Source organism: Streptomyces griseofuscus (genome assembly GCF_014673495.1).
GTDB lineage: Bacteria > Actinomycetota > Actinomycetes > Streptomycetales > Streptomycetaceae > Streptomyces > Streptomyces murinus.
In genome coordinates, this window is the sequence record NZ_CP051006.1 from 3,086,084 (window position 1) to 3,107,188 (window position 21,105).

Here is a 21,105-nt window from a genome sequence, read left to right on the forward strand (position 1 = left end):
CGTGGGGCGGGCGGGGCCCGAGGAGGCGGGGGTCGGCCCGGGGGGTGCGTCCGGCAACCGGCGCCCGGGGGGCCACGGCCGAGATCTGCTCCCGAGGGCCGGGGCGGGGGCGGGGGCTGGCTTCGGTTGAGCAGCCCGTGTACGACCGGCCCTCGTTCAGCCGTCCCCTCGCGACCGGCCTCCACGCACCAACCCATCCGCAGTCTGCCCCTGTCCGGCAGCGCTTGCGCGGCCGGTCCCTGCCCGACAACCTGTGCGCGAGCGGCCTTGCCCGACAACCCGTGCGCGAGCGGCCCGTGTCCAGCAACTCGTGCGCAGTCGACCTCTGTTCAGCCCTCCCCGCGCGACCGGCCCTCGCGCAGCAATCCGTGCGCGGCCGGTCTCTGCCCAGCAACTCATGCGCGGCCAGCCCCCGCGCGACCGGCCCCGTGCGCACCGGCCCATCCGCAGTCGGTCCCTGTCCAGCGCCGCTGCGACGCCGGGCCCGGTTTCAGTAGCCCCTGCGTCCGCGGGCCCCCGTGCCCCGCCCGCACGAGGCTCGTATCGCCAGTGCCGGTTGCAGGGTCAGATGGTGGACCGGCAGGGGGCGGGGGGAGCGGAGGCGGGAGGTGAGGAGTTCGATGCCCTTGCGGCCCAGGGCCCGTTTCGGTGGCGCGACGGCGGTCAGGGGGACGCTGGCCAGGGCGGCGACCTCGTCGTCGTAGGAGATGATCGCCAGGTCCTGGGGGACGCGGATGCCGCGCTGCGCCGCCAGTTGGAGCAGGACGATGGCCTCCGCGTCGCCGTGGGCGAGGACGGCGGTGACGCCCTGGGCGCGCAGGTCGTCGAGGACCTCGTCGATGCGCTGCTCGGTGTGCGGAGAGGTCTCGCGCTGCGGGACCAGGTGGACCGGGGCGTCCTGGTCGAGACCCAGGGCGCGCAGAGCGTGGGTGTGGCCGAGGCGGACGGCGGGGGCCGTGGGGCCCAGGTCCTTGACCATGAGGGCGATCCGGCGGTGCCCGAGGCGGGCCAGGTGCTCCACGGCCAGCCGGGCACCGGCCTGGTGGTCGGTGACCACATGGTCGAGGCGGTCGACCAGGGTGGTGGAGCGCAGTTCGCGTTCCACCAGGACCACCGGGATCTTCAGCTCGCGCAGGCGTTCCTCGAAGCGGGTGTGGCGGGAGTTCTCCAGGGTCGGCGGGGCCAGCAGCAGGCCGTCGACGCCGTCGTCCAGATGGCGGCGGATGGCCACCAGGTCCTGCTCGGGCTGGTAGTCGGAGAAGGCGAGGGTCAGTTCGGCGTTGAGCTCCGACGCCGCCTCGCGGGCCCCCTCCAGCACCTCACGGAAGTAGGGGCCGTTGGGCAGCAGCAGGCCCAACCGAAGTGCGTCCGGCGCGCGTTCGGGCTCCTGGCCGGTGATCGCGGCCCTGCGGTCCAGGGCGACGCCGCCGTGGAAGCGCCGTACCAGGCCCTCGCGTTCCAGGGCTTCGACATCGCGTCGCACCGTGACATCGGAGACCCCCAGCAGGCCCACGAGATCGCTGATCCGTGCCGAACCGTGCTCCCGCAGATGGGCGAGGAGCAGGTCGTGCCGGTCCGGAGAGAGCATCACGCGTCACATTTCCCTTGGCGCTGGCATGGAAAGGGTTTCGAACTGTTGGGAACGGAAGAAACCTAGCGCGCCGAAGGGGAGTTGGGCAGCCCTCGATGACCCGGTGAAGGCAGAAAGGCTGCCGAGGTGGTGACTGACCGAAAAGAGGAATAGAGGGAGAAAGAGGAAGGGAACGGGATATGGAAAGGCTCCGGATGCTTCCGGGTCGTTCCAAGTGCGCACGACCTCATTGACGGGTTACGGACCTGACCGGATGCTGAAGCCGCATCGGACGGCGGGGGCCCCTGCGGGCAGCCCGCCGTGTTCGGCGGCGCCTCGATGCCCCACCTCGCCCCTGGAAGGAGGCCCCTGTGTCCCTGGTCGGCCAGCGGCCCGGCAGCACACCGGCCGAGCGGCCCGGCGCAGCCCCCGAAGCACCCACCGCACCGACCCGGCACACGGTGTCCCGGTGGCAGCGGGTGCGGCGGGACCGGGTGCTGCTGCTCATGATGGTGCCGGGCGTGCTGTATTTCGTGATCTTCCAGTACGGCGCTCTCGCCATGAACGTGATCGCCTTCCAGCACTACATCCCGTTTCTCGGGATGAGCAACAGCCCCTGGGCCGGGATCTCCAACTTCCGGACGCTGTTCGGTGATCCGGGGTTCTGGCAGGCCGTGTGGCACACGGTGAGCCTCGCCCTGTTCCAGCTGGTGTTCTTCATCCCGGTGCCGCTCGCGGTGGCGCTGCTGCTGCACAGCGTGCTGAACGGGCCGGTGCGCAAGTTCGTGCAGTCGGTGGTGTTCCTGCCGCACTTCGTCTCCTGGGTCGTGGCCATCGCCCTGATCCAGCAGATGGTGGGCCCCACCGGTGTGCTGACCAATTTGCTGTCCGGTGGCGGCGACCATGTGGTGAACCTGTTCACCGACCCCTCGCTGTTCCAGCCGATGATGGTCGCCGAGCTGATCTGGAAGGACTGCGGCTGGGCCACGGTGATCTTCACCGCCGCCCTCTTCCAGGTGGACGAGCAGCTCTACGAGTCGGCGGCCATGGACGGCGCCGGGCCCTGGCGCCGCTTGTGGCATGTCACCCTGCCCGGCGTACGACCGGTCGTGGTGCTCGTGCTGATCATGCGGCTCGGTTCCGTCTTCAGTGTCGGCTTCGACCAAGTGCTGCTCCAGCGCGACTCGTTCGGGCAGCGGGTATCCGAGGTGATCGACACGTACGTCTACTACCACGCCACCGTCAACGGCGACTGGTCCGTCGCCGCGGCCGCGGGACTGTTCAAGGGCGTTGTCGCCCTGGTCCTGGTGGTCGCCGCGAACAAGGTCGCCCACCGGCTCGGCGAGCAGGGGGTCTACCGATGAGCCCGGCCACCGGGGCGACGGCCCGCCGAGCGAAGGACAGCGGCCCCAAGGTCAGCCGTATGCCGAACGGTCGTATGCCGGGCGGTCGTACGAAGGCCCGGCGGCCCGCCTGGCAGGAGGAGCCGAGGGCCCTCACCACGGCCGGCAAGGTGCTGGCGACGGTGCTGATCACGGTGGCCGTGGTGGCGCCCTTCTGGGTGGTGCTGGCCACCAGCCTCAGCTCCAGCCGCCAGGTCACCGCGGACGGCGGGTACTCGCTGTGGCCGCGGGAGTTCTCGCTGCACGCCTTCCACCAGATCCTCACCGGCTCCACCGCGGGCCGCGCCCTGGTGATGTCGCTCCTGCTGGTGGTGGTCGGTACGGCGGTGTCGCTGGCCGCGACCGTCCTGCTGGCGTACGCCTTGGCCCGGCCCGGGGTGATCGGGGGCGGCTGGGTGCTGAAGATGACGCTGATCGCGTTCCTCTTCCCGCCCGGGATCATCCCCGCCTACCTGGTCGTCGACAACCTCGGGCTGATCGACAGCTACCCCTCGCTGGTGCTGCCCGTCGTCGTCGACGTGTTCAACCTGGTGGTGCTGCGCGGCTTCTTCCAGGGACTGCCCGGCGAGCTGTTCGAGGCGGCCCGCCTGGACGGGGCCGGCGAGTTCACCGTCCTGTGGCGGATCGTGCTGCCGCTGTCCAAGTCGGTGATCGCGGTCGTCGGGTTCTTCTACGGCGTCACCTACTGGAACGACTTCTTCCGGGCCCTGTTCTACCTCAACGACCCCGGCCGCTGGCCGCTCAGCACCCTGCTGCGGCTGCTGGTCACCCAGGGGGTCACCGCGGACGCGAACGGCACCACCGCGAGCGCCCTCCAGGACACCTCCCGGACCACCCTGATGGCCACCATCGTCCTCGCGGTCGTCCCCGTCCTGGTCGTCTACCCCTTCGTCCAGCGGTTCTTCACCAAGGGCGTGCTCACCGGCGCGGTCAAATCCTGACCCCTGCGGTCAAGTCCTCGCCCCCACCGCTCGGTTCCGCTCTGCCCCGCCCCCTGAACAAACGCGTCCGCTTGGAGCCCCCATGTCCCTGAACATGTCCCGCCGCTCGGTGCTCAGAGCAGCCGGTGCCGGAGCCGCCGTCCTCGCCGCCGGTCCCGCGCTCGCCGCCTGCGACAACGGCGGCGGCCCGGTGTCCGTCTCCAACGAGGGCACCAAGCACGCCGCCTGGCCCGCCCATGTGCCCGCGAAGGTCCACTACGACCTGCCCGCGCTGCCCGAGAACGGCGCCCCGGCGGTCCTCAACTACCCCTCGCTGCCGCTGCCTTCGTCGGTGCGAAGCAAGCCGGGCGACGGCTCGACGGTCTCCTGCATGGCGCTGAGCTACGGCGCCGCCGTCAAGCTCGACTCCTCCAACCGGCTGGTCAGGGCCGTCGGCGACGCGATGGGTGTCACGCTCAAGCCGCGGTTCGTCATCGACACAGGCACCAGCTACACCACCGCGCTGGCGACCATGATGGCGGGCGGCGACCAGCCGGACATCCTGATGATCCCGGCCACCGGCGCGCCCAGCATCAGCGAGTTCATCCGCTCCAAGTGCGCCGACCTCAGCGAGTACCTGTCCGGCGACGCGATCAAGGAGTACCCGAACCTCGCCGCCCTGCCCACCCGGGGCTGGCAGCTGATGGGCCGGATCGGCGGCGGGATATACGGCGTCCCCACCTACCGCTACAACGCCCCGCAGGTCGGTCTGTTCGCCGACCGCGACAAGCTGGAGAAGGCGGGGATCTGGGGCAGGGGCGTCGGCGTCCAGGAGTTCACCGACGCGATGGCCAGGCTGAGCGTGAACGGCCGCTACGGCATCGGCAGTTCGAGCGCGGCCGCGTTCGGCTGGACCTATCACGCCGGTGCGGCCGGCGCCCCCAACTGGTGGGACGAGTCCGGCGGGAGCTTCCGTTTCACCGCCGACACCCCGGAGTTCGAGCAGGCGATGGAGAACATGCACCGCTTCCACACGCGCCGGATCTACAACCCGGACGCGCTGACGCTGGGCGCCGGTGACGCCCAGCCCAAGTTCCTCAACGGCACCTGGCTCACCTGGTCCAACGGCACCGGAGCCGCCGCCCAGATCTTCTCCCAGGTGCGGGGCTTCACCCCCGACCTCGCCTTCCCCTACGGCGACAGGCCCAACACTCCGGGTGGCGACTCGGTGTTCGGGTTCACGGTCATCAAGAAGTCCTCCCCGGCCCGGATCAAGATGCTGCTGCGGATCCTCGACTTCTTCGCGGCGCCGTTCGGCACCAAGGAGTTCGAGCTGACCCGGTACGGCGTCGAGGGCGTGCACTTCACCCGCGACAAGGGCTGCGCCCCGGCGCACGCGACCAGGCTCGGGCAGACGGAGAACAGCACCAACCTGCCGTTCCAGTACTTCAACATGGCGCCCCAGCCGCTGTTCTTCCCCGGGCTCGCCGACCTCGCCAAGCGGCTCTACACCTCGCAGAAGGCGCTGCTGCCGATCTGCGTGCCGGACGCCTCGGCCGCCTACCGCTTCTCCTCGGCCACCTTCAGCGCCAAGTGGGCCGGGGTCTCCCCCGCGCTCAACTCCGCGGTGATGGACGCCGTGTCCGGCAAGACGAAGGTGTCCGACTGGAAGGGCACCGTCGCCCGGATCAAGCAGCAGAACGGCATCGACCGGATGGCCGAGGAGTTCGCCGAGGCCAAGTCGGCCGCGCGATGAGCCCGGCCATCCCGTGGTGAGCCCGGCCGCCGCCCGCTGACGTACCGCATCTCCCGCGTGGGGCGCCGCCTTCCGCCGGCGCCCCACGCCCCTGACCCGAGGAGTCCCGTGTCCGACCTGCCCCCCGCGGCCCGCCGCCCCCGGGTCCTTGCCCCGGCACCCGGCCGCCCCCGGGTCCTGCTCGCCATGCAGCGCGATCTGCTGCCCCTGCTGCTCGACCCGGCGCGGACAGCCCGGCTCACCGGCCTCGCCGACCTGGATCCCACGCTGGTCGCCGACGACTTCACCGCTGACGGCATCGCCGCCGAACTCGCCCGTGCCGAGGTGCTGTTCACCTTCTGGGGCTGCCCTCCCCTCACCCCCGAGGTGCTGGCCGGGGCGCCCCGGCTGCGGGCGGTGGTGCATGCCGCGGGCTCGGTGAAGAACTTCGTCACCGACGCCTGCTGGGAGCGGGGCATCGCCCTCTCCTCGGCCGCCGACGCCAACGCGCTGCCGGTGGCCGAGTACGCGCTGGCGATGATCCTGCTCGCCAACAAGCGGGCGCTGACCACGCGCGACCGGTACCGGGCCGTGCGCGGTCAGGTGCCCTGGCAGCACGAGTACCGCGACGCCGGCAACTACCGGCGCAGCGTCGGCATCGTCGGCGCCTCCCGCACCGGGCGCCGGGTCATCGCGCTGCTCGCTCCCTATGACCTGGCACTCCTGCTGCACGACCCGTACTTGGACGCGGCGGGGGCCCGTGCGCTCGGTGTGGAGCCGGTCGGCCTGGACGAGCTGTGCGCCCGCTGCGACGTGGTCTCGCTGCACGCGCCCGCGCTGCCCGAGACCCGGCACCTGATCGACGAGCGCCGGCTGAAGCTGATGCCGGACGGCGCCACGCTGGTCAACACCGCGCGCGGGGCGCTGGTGGACACCGGGGCACTGACCCGCGAGCTGACCAGCGGCCGGCTGAACGCCGTACTGGATGTGACCGAACCGGAGATCCTGCCGCCCGACTCCCCGCTGTACGACCTGGACAACGTGGTGCTCACCCCGCACATCGCCGGTTCGCTCGGCGGTGAGCTGCACCGGATGGCGGACTCGGCCCTGGACGAGCTGGAACGCCTCGCGCACGGGCGGCCGTTCGCGCATCCGGTCGTCCGTGAGCAGTTCGAGCGCTCGGCCTGAGGCGGGCCGACGGGGGGAAGACTGGCCCGGCCGTCACCGCGGCCACAGGCCCGACCCGAACGAGGAGCCATGACCCGCAACCGCCCGCACCCGTTCTCCGGCAACCCCCTGCACAGCCGCGCCGACTGGCAGCGCGCGCTGCTCGACCTGTGCGCCCCGCTCGCCGACGCCTACCCCGACGACGCGGCCCTGGCCGCGCCCGGCACCGCGTACGAACCCCGGGTCGCCCGGCTGGAGGCGACCGTACGACCGCTGTGGGGGCTGGCCCCGTTCGCCGCGGGCGGCGGCCGGTACGACGGCTGGGAGCGCATCCGCCGGGCCGTCGCCGCCGGGACCGATCCGGAGCACCCGGGGTACTGGGGTGAGCCCGGCGCGATGGACCAGCGGCTGGTCGAGGCGTCCGTGCTCGGCTGCACACTGGCCCTGGCCCCCGGGGAGCTGTGGGAGCCGCTCGCCGAGGAGGAGCGGAGGCGGCTCGCCGACTGGCTGCGCCGGGCCGCGCGGGCCGAACGCGTCCCGGACAACAACTGGCATCTGTTCCCGGTGATGGTGGAGCTGGGCCTGACGGCGGTCGGGGAGCCGCCCGAACCGGGGCGCACCGAGCGGGCGCTGGCGCGGGTGGAGGACTTCTACCGGGGCGGTGGCTGGTACTCGGACGGCCCGGAGGGCAAACCCTGTGACTACTACGGGCCTTGGGCCCTGCATCTGTACTCGCTGCTGTACACGGCGCTCGCGCCGGACGCCGATCCGGCGGTCGTGGCGCGGGTACGGGAGCGGGCCGCGCTGTTCGCCGGGGAGTTCCGGCAGTGGTTCGCGGCCGACGGCGCGGCGCTGCCCCTCGGCCGCAGTCTGACGTACCGGTTCGCGCAGTGCGCGTTCTGGGGCGCGCTCGCCCACGCGGGGGTCGAGGCGCTGCCCTGGGGGGTGCTGCGCGGGCTGTGGGCGCGGAATCTGCGCTGGTGGGCGCGCCGGCCGATGTTCGCCGCCGACGGCACGCTGTCGGTCGGCTACGCCTACCCGAATCTCTTCATGAGCGAGCAGTACAACGCGGCGGGCTCCCCGTACTGGGCGTTCAAGGCGTTCCTGCCGCTCGCCCTGCCCGCCGGGCACCCGTTCTGGACCGCCGAGGAGGAGCCACTGCCCGCCACGGATCCGGTGCGTCCGCAGCCGCAGGCGGGTCTGCTCGTGCAGCACGGCGGCGGGCACACGACGGCGCTGGCGGCCTGCGACGCGGACACCTGGGTGCGCAACGCGCCCGGGAAGTACGGCAGGTTCGCGTACTCCACGGCCTTCGGCTGCTCCGTCTCCACCGGTCCGCTCGGCGCGGCGGCCGCCGCTCCCGACAGTGCCCTGCTGCTCAGCGAGGACGGTCTGTACTGGCGCTCCCGGATCGCGTGCGCGTCCCGCTCCGTGACCGCCGACCGGGTACGGGCCCGCTGGCACCCCTGGCCCGATGTCACCGTCGACACCTGGCTGCTGCCCGCCGGACCCGGCCGGCACGTCCGTGTCCACCGCCTGGTCACGCCCCGCCCGCTGCACACGGTCGAGGGCGGCTTCGCGGTCCCCCTGGAGGGCTCCGTCACCCGGGCGCAGGGCCGTGGGGCGCGGGCCGAGTGCGGCGAACTCGCCAGTGGCGTGGCGGATCTGATCGGGACGCGCACGGGCGAGATCATGCTTCCCGACCCCAACAGCCACCTCCTGTGGCCCCGTACGGCACTGCCCGTGCTGCGGGGGCAACTGCCGCCGGGCGAACACTGGTTGGCCACCGATGTGCTCGCCACCGCGGACGGGAGCACCCCCGGGACCGAGCCGCCCGACTGGCGCGCCCTGCCCGGACTCCCCCGCGCCTTGGCCGCTCTCCCCCGCGCCCTGCGCGAGGCGCTTCCCGAGCCGGAAGGACCCACCGGGTGAACCGCCCGATCCGCGGTAGGGCCGGGCGGCGGGAGCCGGTCAGGCCGAGCGTTTCCGGGCGGCCGTCTTCTTCGCCGCCGTCTTCTTCCCCGTGCCCGACTTCGCGGTGCTCGCCTTCGCCGTGCTCGATCGCGCCGTGCTCGATCGCGCGGTGCTCTTCTTCGCCGTCTCGGTCGACTTCGAGGTGGACTTTCTGGCCGGGGTCTTCTTAACGGTGGTCTTCCGCGCCGTGGAGGTGGACTTCTTGGTGCCCGTCTCCTTGGGGGTGGAGCGGCGGTCCGGCAGGGATCTGACCTCGGCCGCGCCGCTGGGTTCGCGGGATTCGCGGGCGGCGCGGACGCTGTTCTCCAGGGCGGCCATCAGATCGAGGACCTTGCCGCCCTTCGCCGGTTCCGGGGCCTGCGGGGGTGTCTCGCCCGCGGCCTTGGCGGCGATGACCTCCTCCAGTGCCTCCCGGTACTCGTCGTGCAGATCCGCCATCTCCACCTCGCCGAGGGTGTCCATCAGCGCGTCCGCGAGATCGAGCTCCTTGTCCCGGATCTTGACGTCCACGTCCGGGGCGACCCCCTCGGGTGCCCGTACCTCGTCCGGCCAGAGCAGGGCGTGCATGGCGATCGCGTCGCCGACCACCCGCAGCATCCCGAGCCGCTCCCGGCCGCGCAGCGCGAACTTGGCGATGGCGACCTTGTTGCTGCGTTTCAGTGCCTCGCGGAGAAGGGTGTACGGCTTGGCGGCGGGGGCTCCGCTGGCGGCGAGGTAGTACGCCGAGCCCATCTGGAGCGGATCGATCTTGTCGGCCGGTACGAAGGCGACGATCTCGATGGTCCGGGCCGTCGGGATCGGCAGATGGGACAGGTCCTCGTCGGTGATCGGGACGATGGTGCCGTCCGCGTCCTCGTACGCCTTGCCGATCTCGGACTGGCTGACCTCGCGGTCCTCCACCTCGCACACCTTGCGGTAGCGGATGCGGCCGTTGTCCTCGGTGTGGATCTGGCGGAAGGAGATCGCATGGCTCTCGGTCGCGTTGACCAGCTTGATCGGGATGCTGACCAGCCCGAAGGAGATGGCGCCGTTCCATATCGATCGCACGTGCCGCACCCTTCCTTTGCCATAGGGACCGGTTTGTCTGGGATTGTCATCCTATGACGCCCATCACAGAGGTGGCGGGGCGGCGGGTCCCGCTGACCAACCTGGAGAAGGTGCTGTATCCGGCGACCGGCTTCACCAAGGCGGAGCTGGTGCACTACTACGCGACCACCGCCGACGCGCTGCTCCCGCATCTGCGCGACCGCGCGGTGTCCTTCCTGCGCTACCCCGACGGCCCCGAGGGCCAGGTGTTCTTCACCAAGAACGTGCCGCCGGGTACGCCCGAGTGGGTCACGACCGCCGAGGTGCCGAGATCCTCGGCGGACAGCCCGGCCCGGATGGTCGTCGTACAGGATCTGCCGAGCCTGGTGTGGGCGGCGAACCTGGTCACCGAGTTCCACACCCACCAGTGGCTGGTGGACTCGCCGGAAGAGGCCGACCGGCTGGTGTTCGATCTCGATCCCGGGGCGCCTGCGACCGTCGTGCAGTGCTGCGAGGTCGCCCTGTGGCTGCGTGAGCGGCTCGCTGCGGACGGGATCGAGGCGTACCCGAAGACGGCCGGGTCCAAGGGGCTGCATCTGCTGGCGGCGGTCTCCGGTGCCTCCCCGGAGCGGACCAGCGAGTACGCCAAGGCGCTCGCGGTGGAGGCGGAGCGTGCGCTGCCCCGGCTGGTGGTGCACCGGATGACCAGGAGCCTGCGGCCCGGGAAGGTGTTCGTGGACTGGAGCCAGAACGCGGCCCGCAAGACCACCGCCACCCCCTACACCCTGCGCGCCCGCCGCACCCCGCTGGTCTCCGCGCCCGTGACCTGGGAGGAGGTAGCCGACTGCCGCTCACCGGGTCGGCTGGAGTTCCAGGCCGAGGACATCGCGCCCCGCCTGCGGGAGCACGGCGACCTGATGGCCCCCCTGCTGGACCGGCGCCGGGCGGCCCCCCTCCCCGAAGTCACCTAGGGTCTTTCGTTTGGATCAGGCCCCGCGAGCCCGGCATGATCCAAACGAGAGGCCCTAGCTCAGACCTTCTCCCAGGTACGGCGGTCCCGTGCCATCGCGTGCAGCGCCGCCACGTCCGCCGGTTTCAGTACGCCGCCCAGCCGGGCCAGCCCCGGCAGATCCCCGGTGGAAAGGACCCGTATCCCCCGCGGCGCGGCGGTCAGGGTCACCCCGGAGGGGTCGGTCAGGGCGAGCACCGGGCGGACCTCGGCGGTCAGGGCGTAGGCGGCCCGGTCGGTCTGGGCGCGCAGCCGGCGCAGCAGGGGCTCCGCGGCGCGCCGGCCCACGGCGACCATCGGATCGGCGACCCGCACCCGCGCCCTGCGGGCGTACAGGGCGTGCACGGCGAACAGTCCGCCGGGGCCGATCAGCAGATGGTGGACCCGGTCGCCGCCGGGCAGCGGCAGCGAGTGCAGGGCGAGCCAGCCCGCGCCCTCCAGGCCGTCGAGCACATCGCCGACGGTCTGCTCGGCCAGCAGGGCGCGGCGGCGCGGGTCGGGGCGCAGCCGGTGTCCGGTGCCCGGGTCGCGGTCGAGGGCGATCAGCAGCGCCTCACCGGGCCGGTTGGGCGCGAGGTCGTCATCGGGGTGCAGGGCGAGCCGGGCGAGTTCGGCGGCGGTGGGGACCGGGGGCGGGCCCACGGCCACCGGACCGGTGAGGAAGGGCTTCAGCACGTCGAGGACCCGGTCCCGCTCGTCCTCGGCGAGCAGGTCGACCCGGCCGGAGGCGCGGTCGTACCAGGCGATCCGGCTGCCGTCCGGGCGGCAGACGTACAGCCGGTCCCGGCCCCCGCGGCGGCCTGGCACCACGCGCAGTCCGCTCATGCGCATCACCCCTCGACCATGGGAACAGGCCGGGTGCTTCCCGGGCAAGACCGGCTACCGTGGAGGGCGGCCCCGCGCAGGGGAGTTGGGGAGGCGCCGGTGCGAACCCGCGGAACGCAGCCCGACGTGCCGGCTCCACGGAGCCCGTGGAACGAGATCGTGCCCGGCCTGTGGATGGGCGGGCACGAGTACCGGGGGCGTACGGGCCGGCTGGAGACGGCCGTCGTACGGGACGAGTTCGATGTGGTGCAGTCGCTGCTGCGGCTGCCCGGCTACGGCCCGGACGCGGGCGTCGAGCACCATGTGTGGCCGATACCGGACGGACCGCTGGACGGCACGCAGCTGGCCGGGGTGATCCGGCTGGCGCGGGCGGCGAACGAGGCGCTGGACGCGGGCCGCCAAGTGCTGGTGCGCTGCTATCACGGGTACAACCGCTCGGGCCTGGTCGTGGCGCACGCGCTGGTGCAGCGGGGCGGCACGGCGGACGAGGCCATCCGGCTGATCCGGGCCCGCCGCTCGGCGTGGGCGCTGCACAACGAGCTGTTCGTGGCGTATATGCGCGCCGGGCTGCATACCGTACGGCTCCTTGAGGAACTGGCCGAGTAGCCTCTCTGTCCCGGCACCGGCGCACGGCCCAGGTGCACAGAGCGGACAAAAAGGGGCTTCCTTGGAATCTATGTGCATACTGGCCTACTGACCTGCAAAACCATCGCCCCTGGAGCACCGTGCCCCTCCGTCGCCCTGTGCGCACCGCCTTCGCCGCGGCCGCCGTCGCCCTGTTGTCGGCGACGGCGGCGGCCTGCGGGGACGCCGGCCAGTTGCAGAGCGCCGGGCCGACCCAGACCGCGGACAGCCCCGCCAAGCTCTGGCCCGGTCTGCGCCCGGCGTCCAGCCCGGCGTACCCGTACGACGTGGCGACGCGGGAGACCGTCAAGGGCCTGACCGTGCCCGGCGGCGACATACGCAGGATCGATCCGGTGGACATCGTCGAGGCGGAGCTGAAGGCGCACCCGGCCGACTACGGGTCCAAGGGGGCGTTCCACGGGACCGTGGACCGGGTGAAGGACTGCCGTGCGGGCGGCGACCGGGCGCTGTGCCCGCTGCTCAAGCCGTATTACCGGGACCTGACCGGCGACGGCCGGCCCGATCTCACCCTCGGCTTCCGGCTCTACCCGACCAACCAGACCGCGGTCCGGGTCTACACCGTCGAGGGCCGCCATCTGGTGCAGGTGCTGGCCGACAACGACGCGATCCTCGGTGTGGAGCTGGCCGGGCGCGCGCTGATCGAGCGCAATCCGGCGGACATCTCCGGCTACGAGTACCGCACCACCTGGGAGTGGGACCCCGGCCAGCGCGCGATGGTGTTCTCCCGCGACGAGTACCTGCACACCGGCGCGGGCCGCCGGATCCACAAGGCGAGCCCCTCCGCGCGCCCGTCCGCCTCCCCCGCCGCCTCCCCGAGCGCGTCATGAGGCTGCTGCTGGCCCGCTGGGCGGGGCCGCTCGCCGTGAAGGCGGCCGTGTTCATCACCGTGATGTGCTGCGCGCTGGCCGCGCTGCTCGGTGTGCTCGTGCATGTCTCGGTGACCGACCAGACCGTCGGCAATGCGCGGGCCCTCGCCCTGTCCCGGCTCTCGGACGCCACCCGCGCCTACGAGGCCGGGGACACCCTGCTGCCCAACGCCGGGGTCGACCCCGAGGGGCTGCCGGACTCGCTGCGGGCGCTCGCGCTCTCCGGGCGGCGCGGCACCGTGGTGTCCACGCACCGGGGGCGGCCGACGATGTGGGCGGCGGGCCCCGTCCAGGGGCACCGGGCGCTGGCCGTGGAGATCGACTACTCGCAGCAGTCCGGCACCATCGCCGGGCTCGACACCTCGATCCTGTGGTCCTCCGCGCTCGCCATCGGCGCGACCGTGCTGGTCGGCGTGTTCGCCGTGTCCCGGGTGACCCGGCGGCTGCACGCGACCGCGCGGGTGGCCCGCCGGATCAGCGCGGGCGACCTGGACGCGCGGGTCGACGACCCCCGCACGAAGGATCCGGTCCGGCCCCAGGACGAGGTGGCCGCGGTGGCCGCCGCGCTGGACTCGATGGCCGCCTCGCTCCAGGGCAAGCTGCTCAGCGAGCAGCGGTTCACCGCGGACGTGGCGCACGAGCTGCGGACCCCGCTCACCGGGCTGCACGCGGCGGCGGAACTGCTGCCGCCCGGGCGGCCGACGGAACTGGTGCGGGACCGGGTGGCCGCGCTGCGCACCCTCACCGAGGACCTGCTGGAGATCTCCCGCCTGGACAGCGGCCGGGAGCGGCTGGAGGCCGACGCCGAGGGTCTGGGGGCGCTCGCCGAGCGGGTGGTGCGGGCGTCGGGGACGGAGACCGAGGTACGGGTCGTACGGGACGCCGTGGTGGAGACGGACCGGCGGCGCCTGGAGCGGGTGCTGGGCAATCTGGTGGCCAACGCGCACAAGCACGGGGCGGCGCCGGTGCTGCTCACGGTGCACGGGCCGGTGGTGACGGTGCGGGACCACGGGAGCGGGTATCCCGAGTATCTGATCGCGCACGGGCCGCAGCGGTTCCGCACCGAGGGCGGCGCGAAGGGGCACGGGCTCGGGCTGACCATCGCGGTGGGGCAGGCGGAGGTGCTGGGCGCGCGGCTGTCGTTCCGGAACGCGGCGGACGGGGGTGCGGTGGCGACGCTCGTCCTGCCGGCGGCCTGGCCGGCGCGGGTGGCTCCGCCAGCGCGATAGGGCTCGGCCGTAGCGGTTCGTCGGCGGGTGCGAGTCGTATGCGGCTTGTCGCGCCCACGCGGCGGAGCCGCATATCGGACACAGCCCCGCGCCCCCGAGGGGCGCGTTGCACTGAGGCGGAATAGTCGGGTTTAGGTAAGTTCGCGGCATGACCGACGCCGGAACCGCCGCGGCGACGGCCCCGGCCGCCGTGCCCGTCGTACGGCTGCCCCGGCGTCGCGGGATCGAGCTCGCGCTGATCGTGCTGGCCGTCACGCTGTCGGTGTACGGCTACTGCGCGGTGGGCCTGGCCCGGGCCGGGCGGGTGCCGCCGGGGGCGCTGGCGTACGGGGCCGGGCTCGGGGTGCTCGCGCTGCTCGCGCATCTCGCCGTACGGCTGCGGGCGCCGTACGCCGATCCGCTGCCGCTGCCCATCGGGGTGCTGCTCAACGGGCTCGGCCTGGTGCTGATCTACCGGCTGGACCTGGAGACACCGGGCGACCGGGCCGCCCCCGCCCAGCTGGTGTGGTCCGCGCTCGGGGTGGCCCTGTTCATCGTCGTCGTCCTGCTGCTGCGCGACCACCGGCTGCTCCAGCGGTACTCCTATGTGTGCGTGGTCACCGCGCTCGTCCTGCTCCTGGTGCCGATCCTGTTCCCCGCGGTCAACGGCGCCCGGATCTGGATCCGGCTCGCCGGATTCTCCATCCAGCCGGGCGAGTTCGCGAAGGTGCTGCTCGCGGTGTTCTTCGCCGCGTACCTCGCCGCCAACCGCAGCGCGCTCGCGTACACCGGCCGCCGGATCTGGCGGATGCAGTTCCCGACCGGGCGGGTGCTCGGGCCGATCGTGACGATCTGGCTGCTCAGCGTCGGGGTGCTGGTCCTGGAACGGGACCTCGGCACCTCGCTGCTGTTCTTCGGGCTGTTCGTGGTGCTGCTGTACGTCGCCACCGGGCGCACCGGCTGGATCGCGGTGGGGCTGGTGCTCGCCGTACTGGGCGCGGTGGCCGTCGGCCGGGTGGAGCCGCATGTGGGCGGCCGGATCGCGGACTGGCTGCATCCGTTCGCCACCATCGAGGCCGGGCGTGGCCCCAATCAGCTGTCCCAGTCGCTGTTCGCGTTCGCGGCGGGCGGTCTGCTCGGCACCGGGCTCGGGCTCGGGCACTCGGTGCTCATCGGCTTCGCCGCCAAGTCGGACTTCATCCTGGCCACGGCCGGCGAGGAACTGGGCCTCGCGGGGCTCGCGGCGATCATCCTGCTGTACGCGCTGCTGGTGGAGCGCGGCTACCGGGCGGGCCTCTCGCTGCGCGAGCCCTTCGGACGGCTGCTCGCGGTGGGGCTCGCCTCGATCCTGGCGCTCCAGGTGTTCGTGATCGCGGGCGGGGTCACCGGGCTGATCCCGCTGACCGGCATGGCGATGCCCTTCCTCGCCCAGGGCGGCTCCTCGGTGGTCACCAACTGGACGATCGTGGCCCTGCTGATCCGGGTGAGCGACTCGGCACGCAGCCAGTACGACGGCAGGGAGGCGCCGTGAGCGACTACTCCGGGATGGGCGGCGAGGGCGGGCGGCCGATGGCCCGGTACATCCGGCACGCCTGCGCGTTCTGCACCCTGCTGCTCGCGGCGCTGCTGGTCAACGCGGCCCGGGTGCAGCTCGTCCAGGCCGGCGACTACACCGGCAACCCGGCCAACCGCCGCGCGGCCATCGCCCGTTACCAGCAGCCGCGCGGCGACATCCTGGTCGACGGCAAGCCGGTCACCGGCTCCGTGGACACCCATGAGCAGCTGCGCTACGAACGCACCTACCAGGACGGGCCGTTGTACGCGCCGGTGACCGGCTTCGCCTCCCAGTCGTACGGCACCACGCTCCTGGAGCACTCCGAGGACGGGGTGCTCTCCGGCGCCGATCCGATGCTCGCGCCGCTGCCGCTGTGGAACGACCTGACCCGGGGCCTGGAACCGGGCGGGAACGTGGTGACGACGCTCAGCCGGGCGGCGCAGGAGGCGGCGTACCGGGGGCTCGGCGGGCGCAAGGGCGCGGTGGCCGCCGTCGATCCCTCGACCGGGCGGATCCTGGCCCTGGTGACGAGCCCGTCGTACGATCCGGCCCAGCTCTCCGGCAACGCCGCCTCGGTGGCGTCCGCGTGGGCGCGGCTCAACGGCGACCCGGACAAGCCGATGCTCAACCGGGCGGTACGGCAGACGTATCCGCCGGGTTCGACGTTCAAGGTGGTCACCGCGGCGGCGGCGCTGGACGCGGGGGTGGTCACCGACCCGGACGCGCGCACCGACTCCCCCGACCCCTATCGGCTGCCCGGCACCCGCACCACGCTGACCAACGAGGCCGACGGCTGTGGGGACACCTCGCTGCGGGACGCCTTCGAGTGGTCCTGCAACACGGTCTTCGCCAAGCTGGGCGTGGACGTCGGGGTGCGGGACATGACGGCCACGGCGGAGGCGTTCGGGTTCAACGACGGCGGCGTGCGTGTACCCTTCTCGGTCGCGACCAGCACCTTCGACTCCCATGTGGACAAAGCGCAGTTGGCGCTCTCCTCGATCGGGCAGTACAACACCCGCGCCACCCCGCTCCAGATGGCGATGGTCGCGGCGGCCGTCGCCGACGACGGGCGGCTGCACACGCCCTACCTGGTGGAGCGGACGACCCGGCGCGACGGTGAGACGGTCGCGGGCAGCGGGACGCATCCGGTGCGCCAGGTCATGCGCCCGTACACGGCCGAGCAGTTGAAGGAGCTGATGACCGGGGTGGTGCGGGAGGGCACCGGTACCCGGGCGGCGATCCCCGGCGCGATCGTCGGTGGCAAGACCGGCACCGCGCAGCACGGGGTGGGCAACACCGGCCTGCCATACGCCTGGTTCGTCTCCTGGGCGCAGGACCAGGACGCGGTGGAGCCGGCGGTCGCGGTCGCGGTGGTGGTGGAGGACGCCTCGGCGGACCGGGGCGAGATCAGCGGCGGAGGCGACGCGGCGCCGATCGCCCGGGACGTGATGCGGGCGGTGCTCGGCCGGTGAGACGGGGCTGCCGCGGGCGGCCCGGATCTCCCTAGGGTGCGACCATGACGGATACCGCACCCGCGTACGAACTGGCCCAGGTGAACATCGCCCGCCTCAGACACCCGCTGGACTCGGCCGAGTTGAAGGACTTCGTCGACGGACTCGACCCGGTGAACGCGGTCGCCGACGCCTCGGACGGCTTTGTGTGGCGGCTCAAGAGCGACTCCGGCAACGCGACCGACGTCCCGGTGCTCGGGGACGCGTGGCTGATCGTCAACCTGTCGGTGTGGCGGGACGCGGAGGCGCTCACCGCGTTCATGTACCGGGGGCAGCACCGGGAGTTGCTGGCCAGACGCCGGGAGTTCTTCGAGCGGCTGGAGGAAGCGGTGACCGCCCTGTGGTGGGTGCCGGCCGGCCACCGCCCGGCGGTCGCCGAGGCGGAGGACCGGCTGCTGCACCTGAGGGCGCACGGCCCGACGCCGTACGCCTTCACGCTGCGGGCGCCGTTCGCGCCCGGGGAGGAGGCGGCGGTCAGCCGATCGGCTTGATCGCCTCGGAGCGGACCTGGAGGGTCTCCTTGGCGAGCGCGGCCAGGTCGACCTGGGAGGGGTCCTGCGACATGGAGCTCATGTCCACGATGGCGATCGTGGCGGCCGTGTTGCCGTCGGCCCAGGCACAGGAGGGCATGGTGATCTTCGTGCCGGCCTGGTCCTGGACCAGCACCTCGCAGCTGATGGTGACGTCCAGGTCGAAGTCCTTCGCGGGTACGGCGACCGTGGTGCCGGCGTTCTCGGCGCCGCCCTTCATCATGTTCCGGCGGATCTGGTCCGCGTCCTTGAACCGGCCGTACATGCCCGACACCACCAGGTTGCCCTTGGTCGCGTCGCCGCCCAGGGTGTACGTGCCCACCACGGCGTGCACGTCCTTGGCGTTCCAGGAGGAGTTCGCCTCGCTCTCGATCGCCTGGCCGTCGGCGCCGGAGAGGTCCTTGGAGAAGGTGTACTTGTCGTCGAGCAGCGTCTTGGGCAGCGTCAGCTTGTTCTTGGCGTCGGGGAAGGTGGTCGCCGCCTTGTAGCCGATCGCGCCGAGGGCGACCAGACCGCCCACGATCAGCACGACCACGCCGCCCACGATCCCGAGGATCAGGCCGACCCGGCTCTTCTTCGGGGGCGGCGGCACGACGGGCGGCATACCGCCCCAGCCCTGGTACGGCGGCTGCTGCGGGCCCCCGGGCTGGGGACCCTGCTGGGGGTACGGCGAGCCGCCGTAGGGGCCGGGGTTCTGCGGCTGGGGCTGCCCGTAAGGGGACTGCTGCCCGTAAGGGGACTGCTGCCCGTAAGGGGACTGCTGCCCGTAGGGGGACTGCTGGCCGTACGGGGAACCGGGCTGGTTCGGGTACGGCGGCTGCTGCGGCGACGGAGGCATGGACACGCCAGCACGCTACTGCACGCGGGTGAACGGACGGGCACCGAGTCGGCACCCGACCTGCCCCGTTCCCTCACCGCCACCGGCCCGCTCAGCCCTCCTCCGCCCCCGTCTCGATCACCTCCTCCACCTCCGCGACCCGCGCCCGCTCCTCCGCCGCGAAGCGCCGGGCGTCCAGCTGGTCGGCCAACTCCTCGTCCTGGGCCATGAGCTGCTCCAGATCGGAGTCGCCCAGCTCCAGCACGCCGAGGTCGACGTACGCCCGCCGGAGCCGCTCGCCCCACAGGCCGATGTCCTTGACGCAGGGCACGATGCGGCTGAACAGCAGCTTGCGGAAGAGCTGGAGAAACTCGGTGTGCTCGGTCAGCTCCTCGGCCTCGGCGCGCGGGATGCCGAAGTTCTCCAGCACCTCCACGCCGCGCAGCCGGTCGCGCATCAGATAGCAGCCCTCGACGACGAACTCCTCGCGCTCGCGCAGTTCGGCGTCGGTGAGCTGCCGGTAGTGGTCGCGCAGCGCCATCCGGCCGAAGGCCACGTGCCGGGCCTCGTCCTGCATGACGTACGTGAGGATCTGCCGGGGCAGCGGCTTGTCGGTGGTGTCCCGGATCAAGCCGAAGGCGGCGAGCGCCAGCCCCTCGATGAGTACCTGCATGCCGAGGTAGGGCATGTCCCAGCGGCTGTCGCGCAGGGTGTCGCCGAGCAGTGCCTGGAGGTTGTCGTTGATCGGGTAGACGAGCCCGATCTTCTCCTTCAGGAACCGGCTGTAGATCTCGGCGTGCCGGGCCTCGTCCATGGTCTGGGTCGCGGAGTAGAACTTGGCGTCCAGATCGGGCACCGACTCCACGATCCGGGCGGCGCAGATCATCGCGCCCTGCTCGCCGTGCAGGAACTGGCTGAACTGCCAGGAGGCGAAGTGCCGGCGCAGCTCGCCCCTCTCGCGCTCGCTCATCCGGTCCCAGTACGGCGTCCCGTACAGGGCCGTCGCCTCGTCGGGGGTGCCGAGCACGTCATGGGGATCGACCTCCAGGTCCCAGTCGATGCGCCGGGTGGCGTCCCACTGCTTGTCCTTGCCCTTCTGGTACAGGGCCAGCAGCCGCTCGCGGCCGTCGTCGTACTCCCAGCTGAACCGGGCCGCGCCGGACGCGGGCACCTGCCAGGTGGGCTCTCCGGGTCGGTCGACGTACAGGTCATGGGTGGACATATCTCGCAGACTCACACGTAGACGCGCAGTCAACAAGTCCTGCGCAGGGGATTGACGCCCTTGCTGACAGGCAGTCTCATAAGTTACTGGACTACATACCCCCGGGTAACGAGGTGAGGGAGCCATGACGACCCTGACGGAAGCGGACGCGCTGGACGGCCTGCGCGACGCGCTCGGCCTGCTCAAGGACCGGGAGCAGGTGGCCGAACGGCTGCTGGTCTCCTCCGCCAAACACTCCTTCGACCCCGACAAGGAGCTGGACTGGGACGCGCCCTTCGAGGAGGGCAAGTGGTTCTGGCCGCCGGAGCTGGTCTCGCTGTACGGCACGCCGATGTGGCAGCGGATGAGCGAGGAGCAGCGCATCCTGCTCTCCAAGCACGAGGCGGCCGCGCTGGCCTCGCTCGGCATCTGGTTCGAACTCATCCTGATGCAGCTGCTGGTGCGGCACATCTACGACAAGTCCGCCACCAGCGCGCATGTGCGCTACGCCCTCACCGAGATCGAGGACGAGTGCCGCCACTCGAAGATGTTCGCGCGCCTGATCGAGCGCGGCGACACCCCCTGGTACCCGGTCAGCAAGGCGCACCTGAACCTGGGCCGGCTCTTCAAGACCATCTCCACCACCCCGGGTTCCTTCACGGCGACCCTGCTGGGCGAGGAGGTCCTGGACTGGATGCAGCGCCTGACCTTCCCGGACGAGCGGGTGCAGCCGCTGGTCCGGGGCGTGACCCGGATCCATGTGGTCGAGGAGGCGCGCCATGTGCGGTACGCCCGCGAGGAGTTGCGCCGCCAGATGGTGACCGCCCCGCGCTGGTCCCAGGAGTTCACCCGGGTGACCTCCGGCGAGTTCGCACGCGTCTTCTCCGTCGCCTTCGTCAACCCGGAGGTGTACACCAATGTCGGGCTCGACAAGCGCGAGGCCGTGGCCCAGGTCAAGGCCAGCGGCCACCGCCGCGAGATCATGCAGACCGGCGCCAAGCGGCTGACCGACTTCCTGGACGACATCGGTGTGCTGCGCGGGGCCGGACGGCGGCTGTGGCGGTCGTCGGGACTGCTGGCGTAGCGGAACGCGCGAAGTCCCCGCCGGGGGAACCCCCTTCCCCTGGCGGGGACTTCGGTATG

Annotated in this window: 18 protein-coding genes; 13 read left to right on the top strand and 5 right to left on the bottom strand. The window is 72.2% G+C overall.

Features of this window, described 5'->3' with window-relative positions:
- Nucleotides 1-490: 490 nt before the first annotated feature.
- Nucleotides 491-1,588 (bottom strand): LacI family DNA-binding transcriptional regulator, encoded by a 1,098-nt coding sequence (locus HEP81_RS13470; protein WP_037656541.1) that lies wholly within the window; start codon nt 1,586-1,588, stop codon nt 491-493.
- 491 nt (nt 1,589-2,079) lie between these two features.
- On the opposite strand from HEP81_RS13470, the gene HEP81_RS13475 reads away from it, so the two are divergent.
- The 5 genes from HEP81_RS13475 (at nt 2,080) to HEP81_RS13495 (ending at nt 8,727) form a co-directional block, all read left to right on the top strand.
- Complete coding sequence (locus HEP81_RS13475; protein WP_037656579.1) at nt 2,080-2,934, top strand: ABC transporter permease; 855 nt, start codon at nt 2,080-2,082, stop codon at nt 2,932-2,934.
- Complete coding sequence (locus tag HEP81_RS13480) at nt 2,931-3,914, top strand: carbohydrate ABC transporter permease (RefSeq protein WP_338058743.1); 984 nt, start codon at nt 2,931-2,933, stop codon at nt 3,912-3,914. Before HEP81_RS13475 ends, HEP81_RS13480 begins: the two co-directional genes overlap by 4 nt.
- 82 nt (nt 3,915-3,996) lie before the next feature.
- Entirely contained in the window at nt 3,997-5,649 is a 1,653-nt protein-coding gene (locus HEP81_RS13485; protein WP_037656544.1) for an extracellular solute-binding protein, read from the top strand.
- A gap of 186 nt (nt 5,650-5,835) precedes the next feature.
- Entirely contained in the window at nt 5,836-6,816 is a 981-nt protein-coding gene (locus tag HEP81_RS13490; protein ID WP_037656582.1) for a hydroxyacid dehydrogenase, read from the top strand.
- Nucleotides 6,817-6,885: 69 nt separating this feature from the next.
- The gene (locus tag HEP81_RS13495) at nt 6,886-8,727 is read left to right on the top strand and encodes a DUF2264 domain-containing protein (protein WP_051850204.1); all 1,842 of its coding nucleotides are present in this window, start codon (nt 6,886-6,888) and stop codon (nt 8,725-8,727) included.
- A gap of 39 nt (nt 8,728-8,766) precedes the next feature.
- On the opposite strand, the gene ku is transcribed toward HEP81_RS13495, so the two are convergent.
- The gene (gene ku / locus HEP81_RS13500) at nt 8,767-9,816 is read right to left on the bottom strand and encodes a non-homologous end joining protein Ku (protein ID WP_037656584.1); all 1,050 of its coding nucleotides are present in this window, start codon (nt 9,814-9,816) and stop codon (nt 8,767-8,769) included.
- Between the two features lie 53 nt (nt 9,817-9,869).
- Here ku and ligD point away from each other — a divergent pair, with 53 nt between their 5' ends.
- Nucleotides 9,870-10,766 (top strand): non-homologous end-joining DNA ligase, encoded by an 897-nt coding sequence (gene ligD / locus HEP81_RS13505; RefSeq protein WP_037656545.1) that lies wholly within the window; start codon nt 9,870-9,872, stop codon nt 10,764-10,766.
- 59 nt (nt 10,767-10,825) lie between these two features.
- Here ligD and HEP81_RS13510 read toward each other — a convergent pair whose 3' ends face one another.
- Complete coding sequence (locus HEP81_RS13510) at nt 10,826-11,629, bottom strand: nuclease-related domain-containing protein (RefSeq protein WP_037656585.1); 804 nt, start codon at nt 11,627-11,629, stop codon at nt 10,826-10,828.
- Between the two features lie 99 nt (nt 11,630-11,728).
- Between HEP81_RS13510 and HEP81_RS13515 the strand changes: the two genes are divergently transcribed.
- From HEP81_RS13515 to HEP81_RS13540, 6 genes are all read left to right on the top strand, one after another.
- Nucleotides 11,729-12,235: a protein-tyrosine phosphatase family protein gene (locus HEP81_RS13515; RefSeq protein WP_037656547.1), complete on the top strand. Its 507-nt coding sequence runs from the start codon at nt 11,729-11,731 to the stop codon at nt 12,233-12,235.
- A gap of 119 nt (nt 12,236-12,354) precedes the next feature.
- A complete protein-coding gene (locus HEP81_RS13520; RefSeq protein WP_037656548.1) occupies nt 12,355-13,101 on the top strand; it encodes a hypothetical protein in 747 nt (248 codons plus the stop codon).
- Nucleotides 13,098-14,369 carry an ATP-binding protein gene (locus tag HEP81_RS13525; RefSeq protein WP_037656549.1) on the top strand — a complete coding sequence of 424 codons (1,272 nt, stop codon included), beginning with the start codon at nt 13,098-13,100 and terminating at the stop codon, nt 14,367-14,369. The genes HEP81_RS13520 and HEP81_RS13525 overlap by 4 nt, the downstream gene beginning before the upstream one ends.
- Nucleotides 14,370-14,517: 148 nt before the next feature.
- A complete protein-coding gene (locus HEP81_RS13530; RefSeq protein ID WP_037656551.1) occupies nt 14,518-15,879 on the top strand; it encodes an FtsW/RodA/SpoVE family cell cycle protein in 1,362 nt (453 codons plus the stop codon).
- Nucleotides 15,880-15,917: 38 nt separating this feature from the next.
- Nucleotides 15,918-17,375: a penicillin-binding transpeptidase domain-containing protein gene (locus HEP81_RS13535; protein WP_172637089.1), complete on the top strand. Its 1,458-nt coding sequence runs from the start codon at nt 15,918-15,920 to the stop codon at nt 17,373-17,375.
- Between the two features lie 44 nt (nt 17,376-17,419).
- The gene (locus HEP81_RS13540; protein ID WP_037656554.1) at nt 17,420-17,905 is read left to right on the top strand and encodes a DUF3291 domain-containing protein; all 486 of its coding nucleotides are present in this window, start codon (nt 17,420-17,422) and stop codon (nt 17,903-17,905) included.
- Here the strand turns inward: HEP81_RS13540 and HEP81_RS13545 are convergent.
- Nucleotides 17,889-18,782, bottom strand: coding sequence for a hypothetical protein (locus HEP81_RS13545; protein WP_106979937.1), 894 nt, complete (start codon nt 18,780-18,782; stop codon nt 17,889-17,891). The genes HEP81_RS13540 and HEP81_RS13545 overlap by 17 nt on opposite strands.
- Nucleotides 18,783-18,873: 91 nt before the next feature.
- Nucleotides 18,874-19,983: a ferritin-like domain-containing protein gene (locus HEP81_RS13550; RefSeq protein WP_037656556.1), complete on the bottom strand. Its 1,110-nt coding sequence runs from the start codon at nt 19,981-19,983 to the stop codon at nt 18,874-18,876.
- A 124-nt stretch (nt 19,984-20,107) separates the two neighbouring features.
- On the opposite strand from HEP81_RS13550, the gene HEP81_RS13555 reads away from it, so the two are divergent.
- Nucleotides 20,108-21,046 (top strand): AurF N-oxygenase family protein, encoded by a 939-nt coding sequence (locus tag HEP81_RS13555; RefSeq protein WP_037656558.1) that lies wholly within the window; start codon nt 20,108-20,110, stop codon nt 21,044-21,046.
- The last annotated feature ends 59 nt before the right edge of the window (nt 21,047-21,105 follow it).

Bases quoted from the DNA above. Each gene is read 5' to 3' on its own strand.
- HEP81_RS13470 (WP_037656541.1), bottom strand. From the start codon at position 1,588: ATGCTCTCTCCGGACCGGCACGACCTGCTCCTCGCCCATCTGCGGGAG.
- HEP81_RS13475 (WP_037656579.1), top strand. From the start codon at position 2,080: ATGGTGCCGGGCGTGCTGTATTTCGTGATCTTCCAGTACGGCGCTCTC.
- HEP81_RS13480 (WP_338058743.1), top strand. From the start codon at position 2,931: ATGAGCCCGGCCACCGGGGCGACGGCCCGCCGAGCGAAGGACAGCGGC.
- HEP81_RS13485 (WP_037656544.1), top strand. From the start codon at position 3,997: ATGTCCCTGAACATGTCCCGCCGCTCGGTGCTCAGAGCAGCCGGTGCC.
- HEP81_RS13490 (WP_037656582.1), top strand. From the start codon at position 5,836: ATGCAGCGCGATCTGCTGCCCCTGCTGCTCGACCCGGCGCGGACAGCC.
- HEP81_RS13495 (WP_051850204.1), top strand. From the start codon at position 6,886: ATGACCCGCAACCGCCCGCACCCGTTCTCCGGCAACCCCCTGCACAGC.
- ligD (WP_037656545.1), top strand. From the start codon at position 9,870: ATGACGCCCATCACAGAGGTGGCGGGGCGGCGGGTCCCGCTGACCAAC.
- HEP81_RS13510 (WP_037656585.1), bottom strand. From the start codon at position 11,629: ATGAGCGGACTGCGCGTGGTGCCAGGCCGCCGCGGGGGCCGGGACCGG.
- HEP81_RS13525 (WP_037656549.1), top strand. From the start codon at position 13,098: ATGAGGCTGCTGCTGGCCCGCTGGGCGGGGCCGCTCGCCGTGAAGGCG.
- HEP81_RS13530 (WP_037656551.1), top strand. From the start codon at position 14,518: ATGACCGACGCCGGAACCGCCGCGGCGACGGCCCCGGCCGCCGTGCCC.
- HEP81_RS13535 (WP_172637089.1), top strand. From the start codon at position 15,918: ATGGCCCGGTACATCCGGCACGCCTGCGCGTTCTGCACCCTGCTGCTC.
- HEP81_RS13540 (WP_037656554.1), top strand. From the start codon at position 17,420: ATGACGGATACCGCACCCGCGTACGAACTGGCCCAGGTGAACATCGCC.
- HEP81_RS13545 (WP_106979937.1), bottom strand. From the start codon at position 18,782: ATGCCTCCGTCGCCGCAGCAGCCGCCGTACCCGAACCAGCCCGGTTCC.
- HEP81_RS13550 (WP_037656556.1), bottom strand. From the start codon at position 19,983: ATGTCCACCCATGACCTGTACGTCGACCGACCCGGAGAGCCCACCTGG.
- HEP81_RS13555 (WP_037656558.1), top strand. From the start codon at position 20,108: ATGACGACCCTGACGGAAGCGGACGCGCTGGACGGCCTGCGCGACGCG.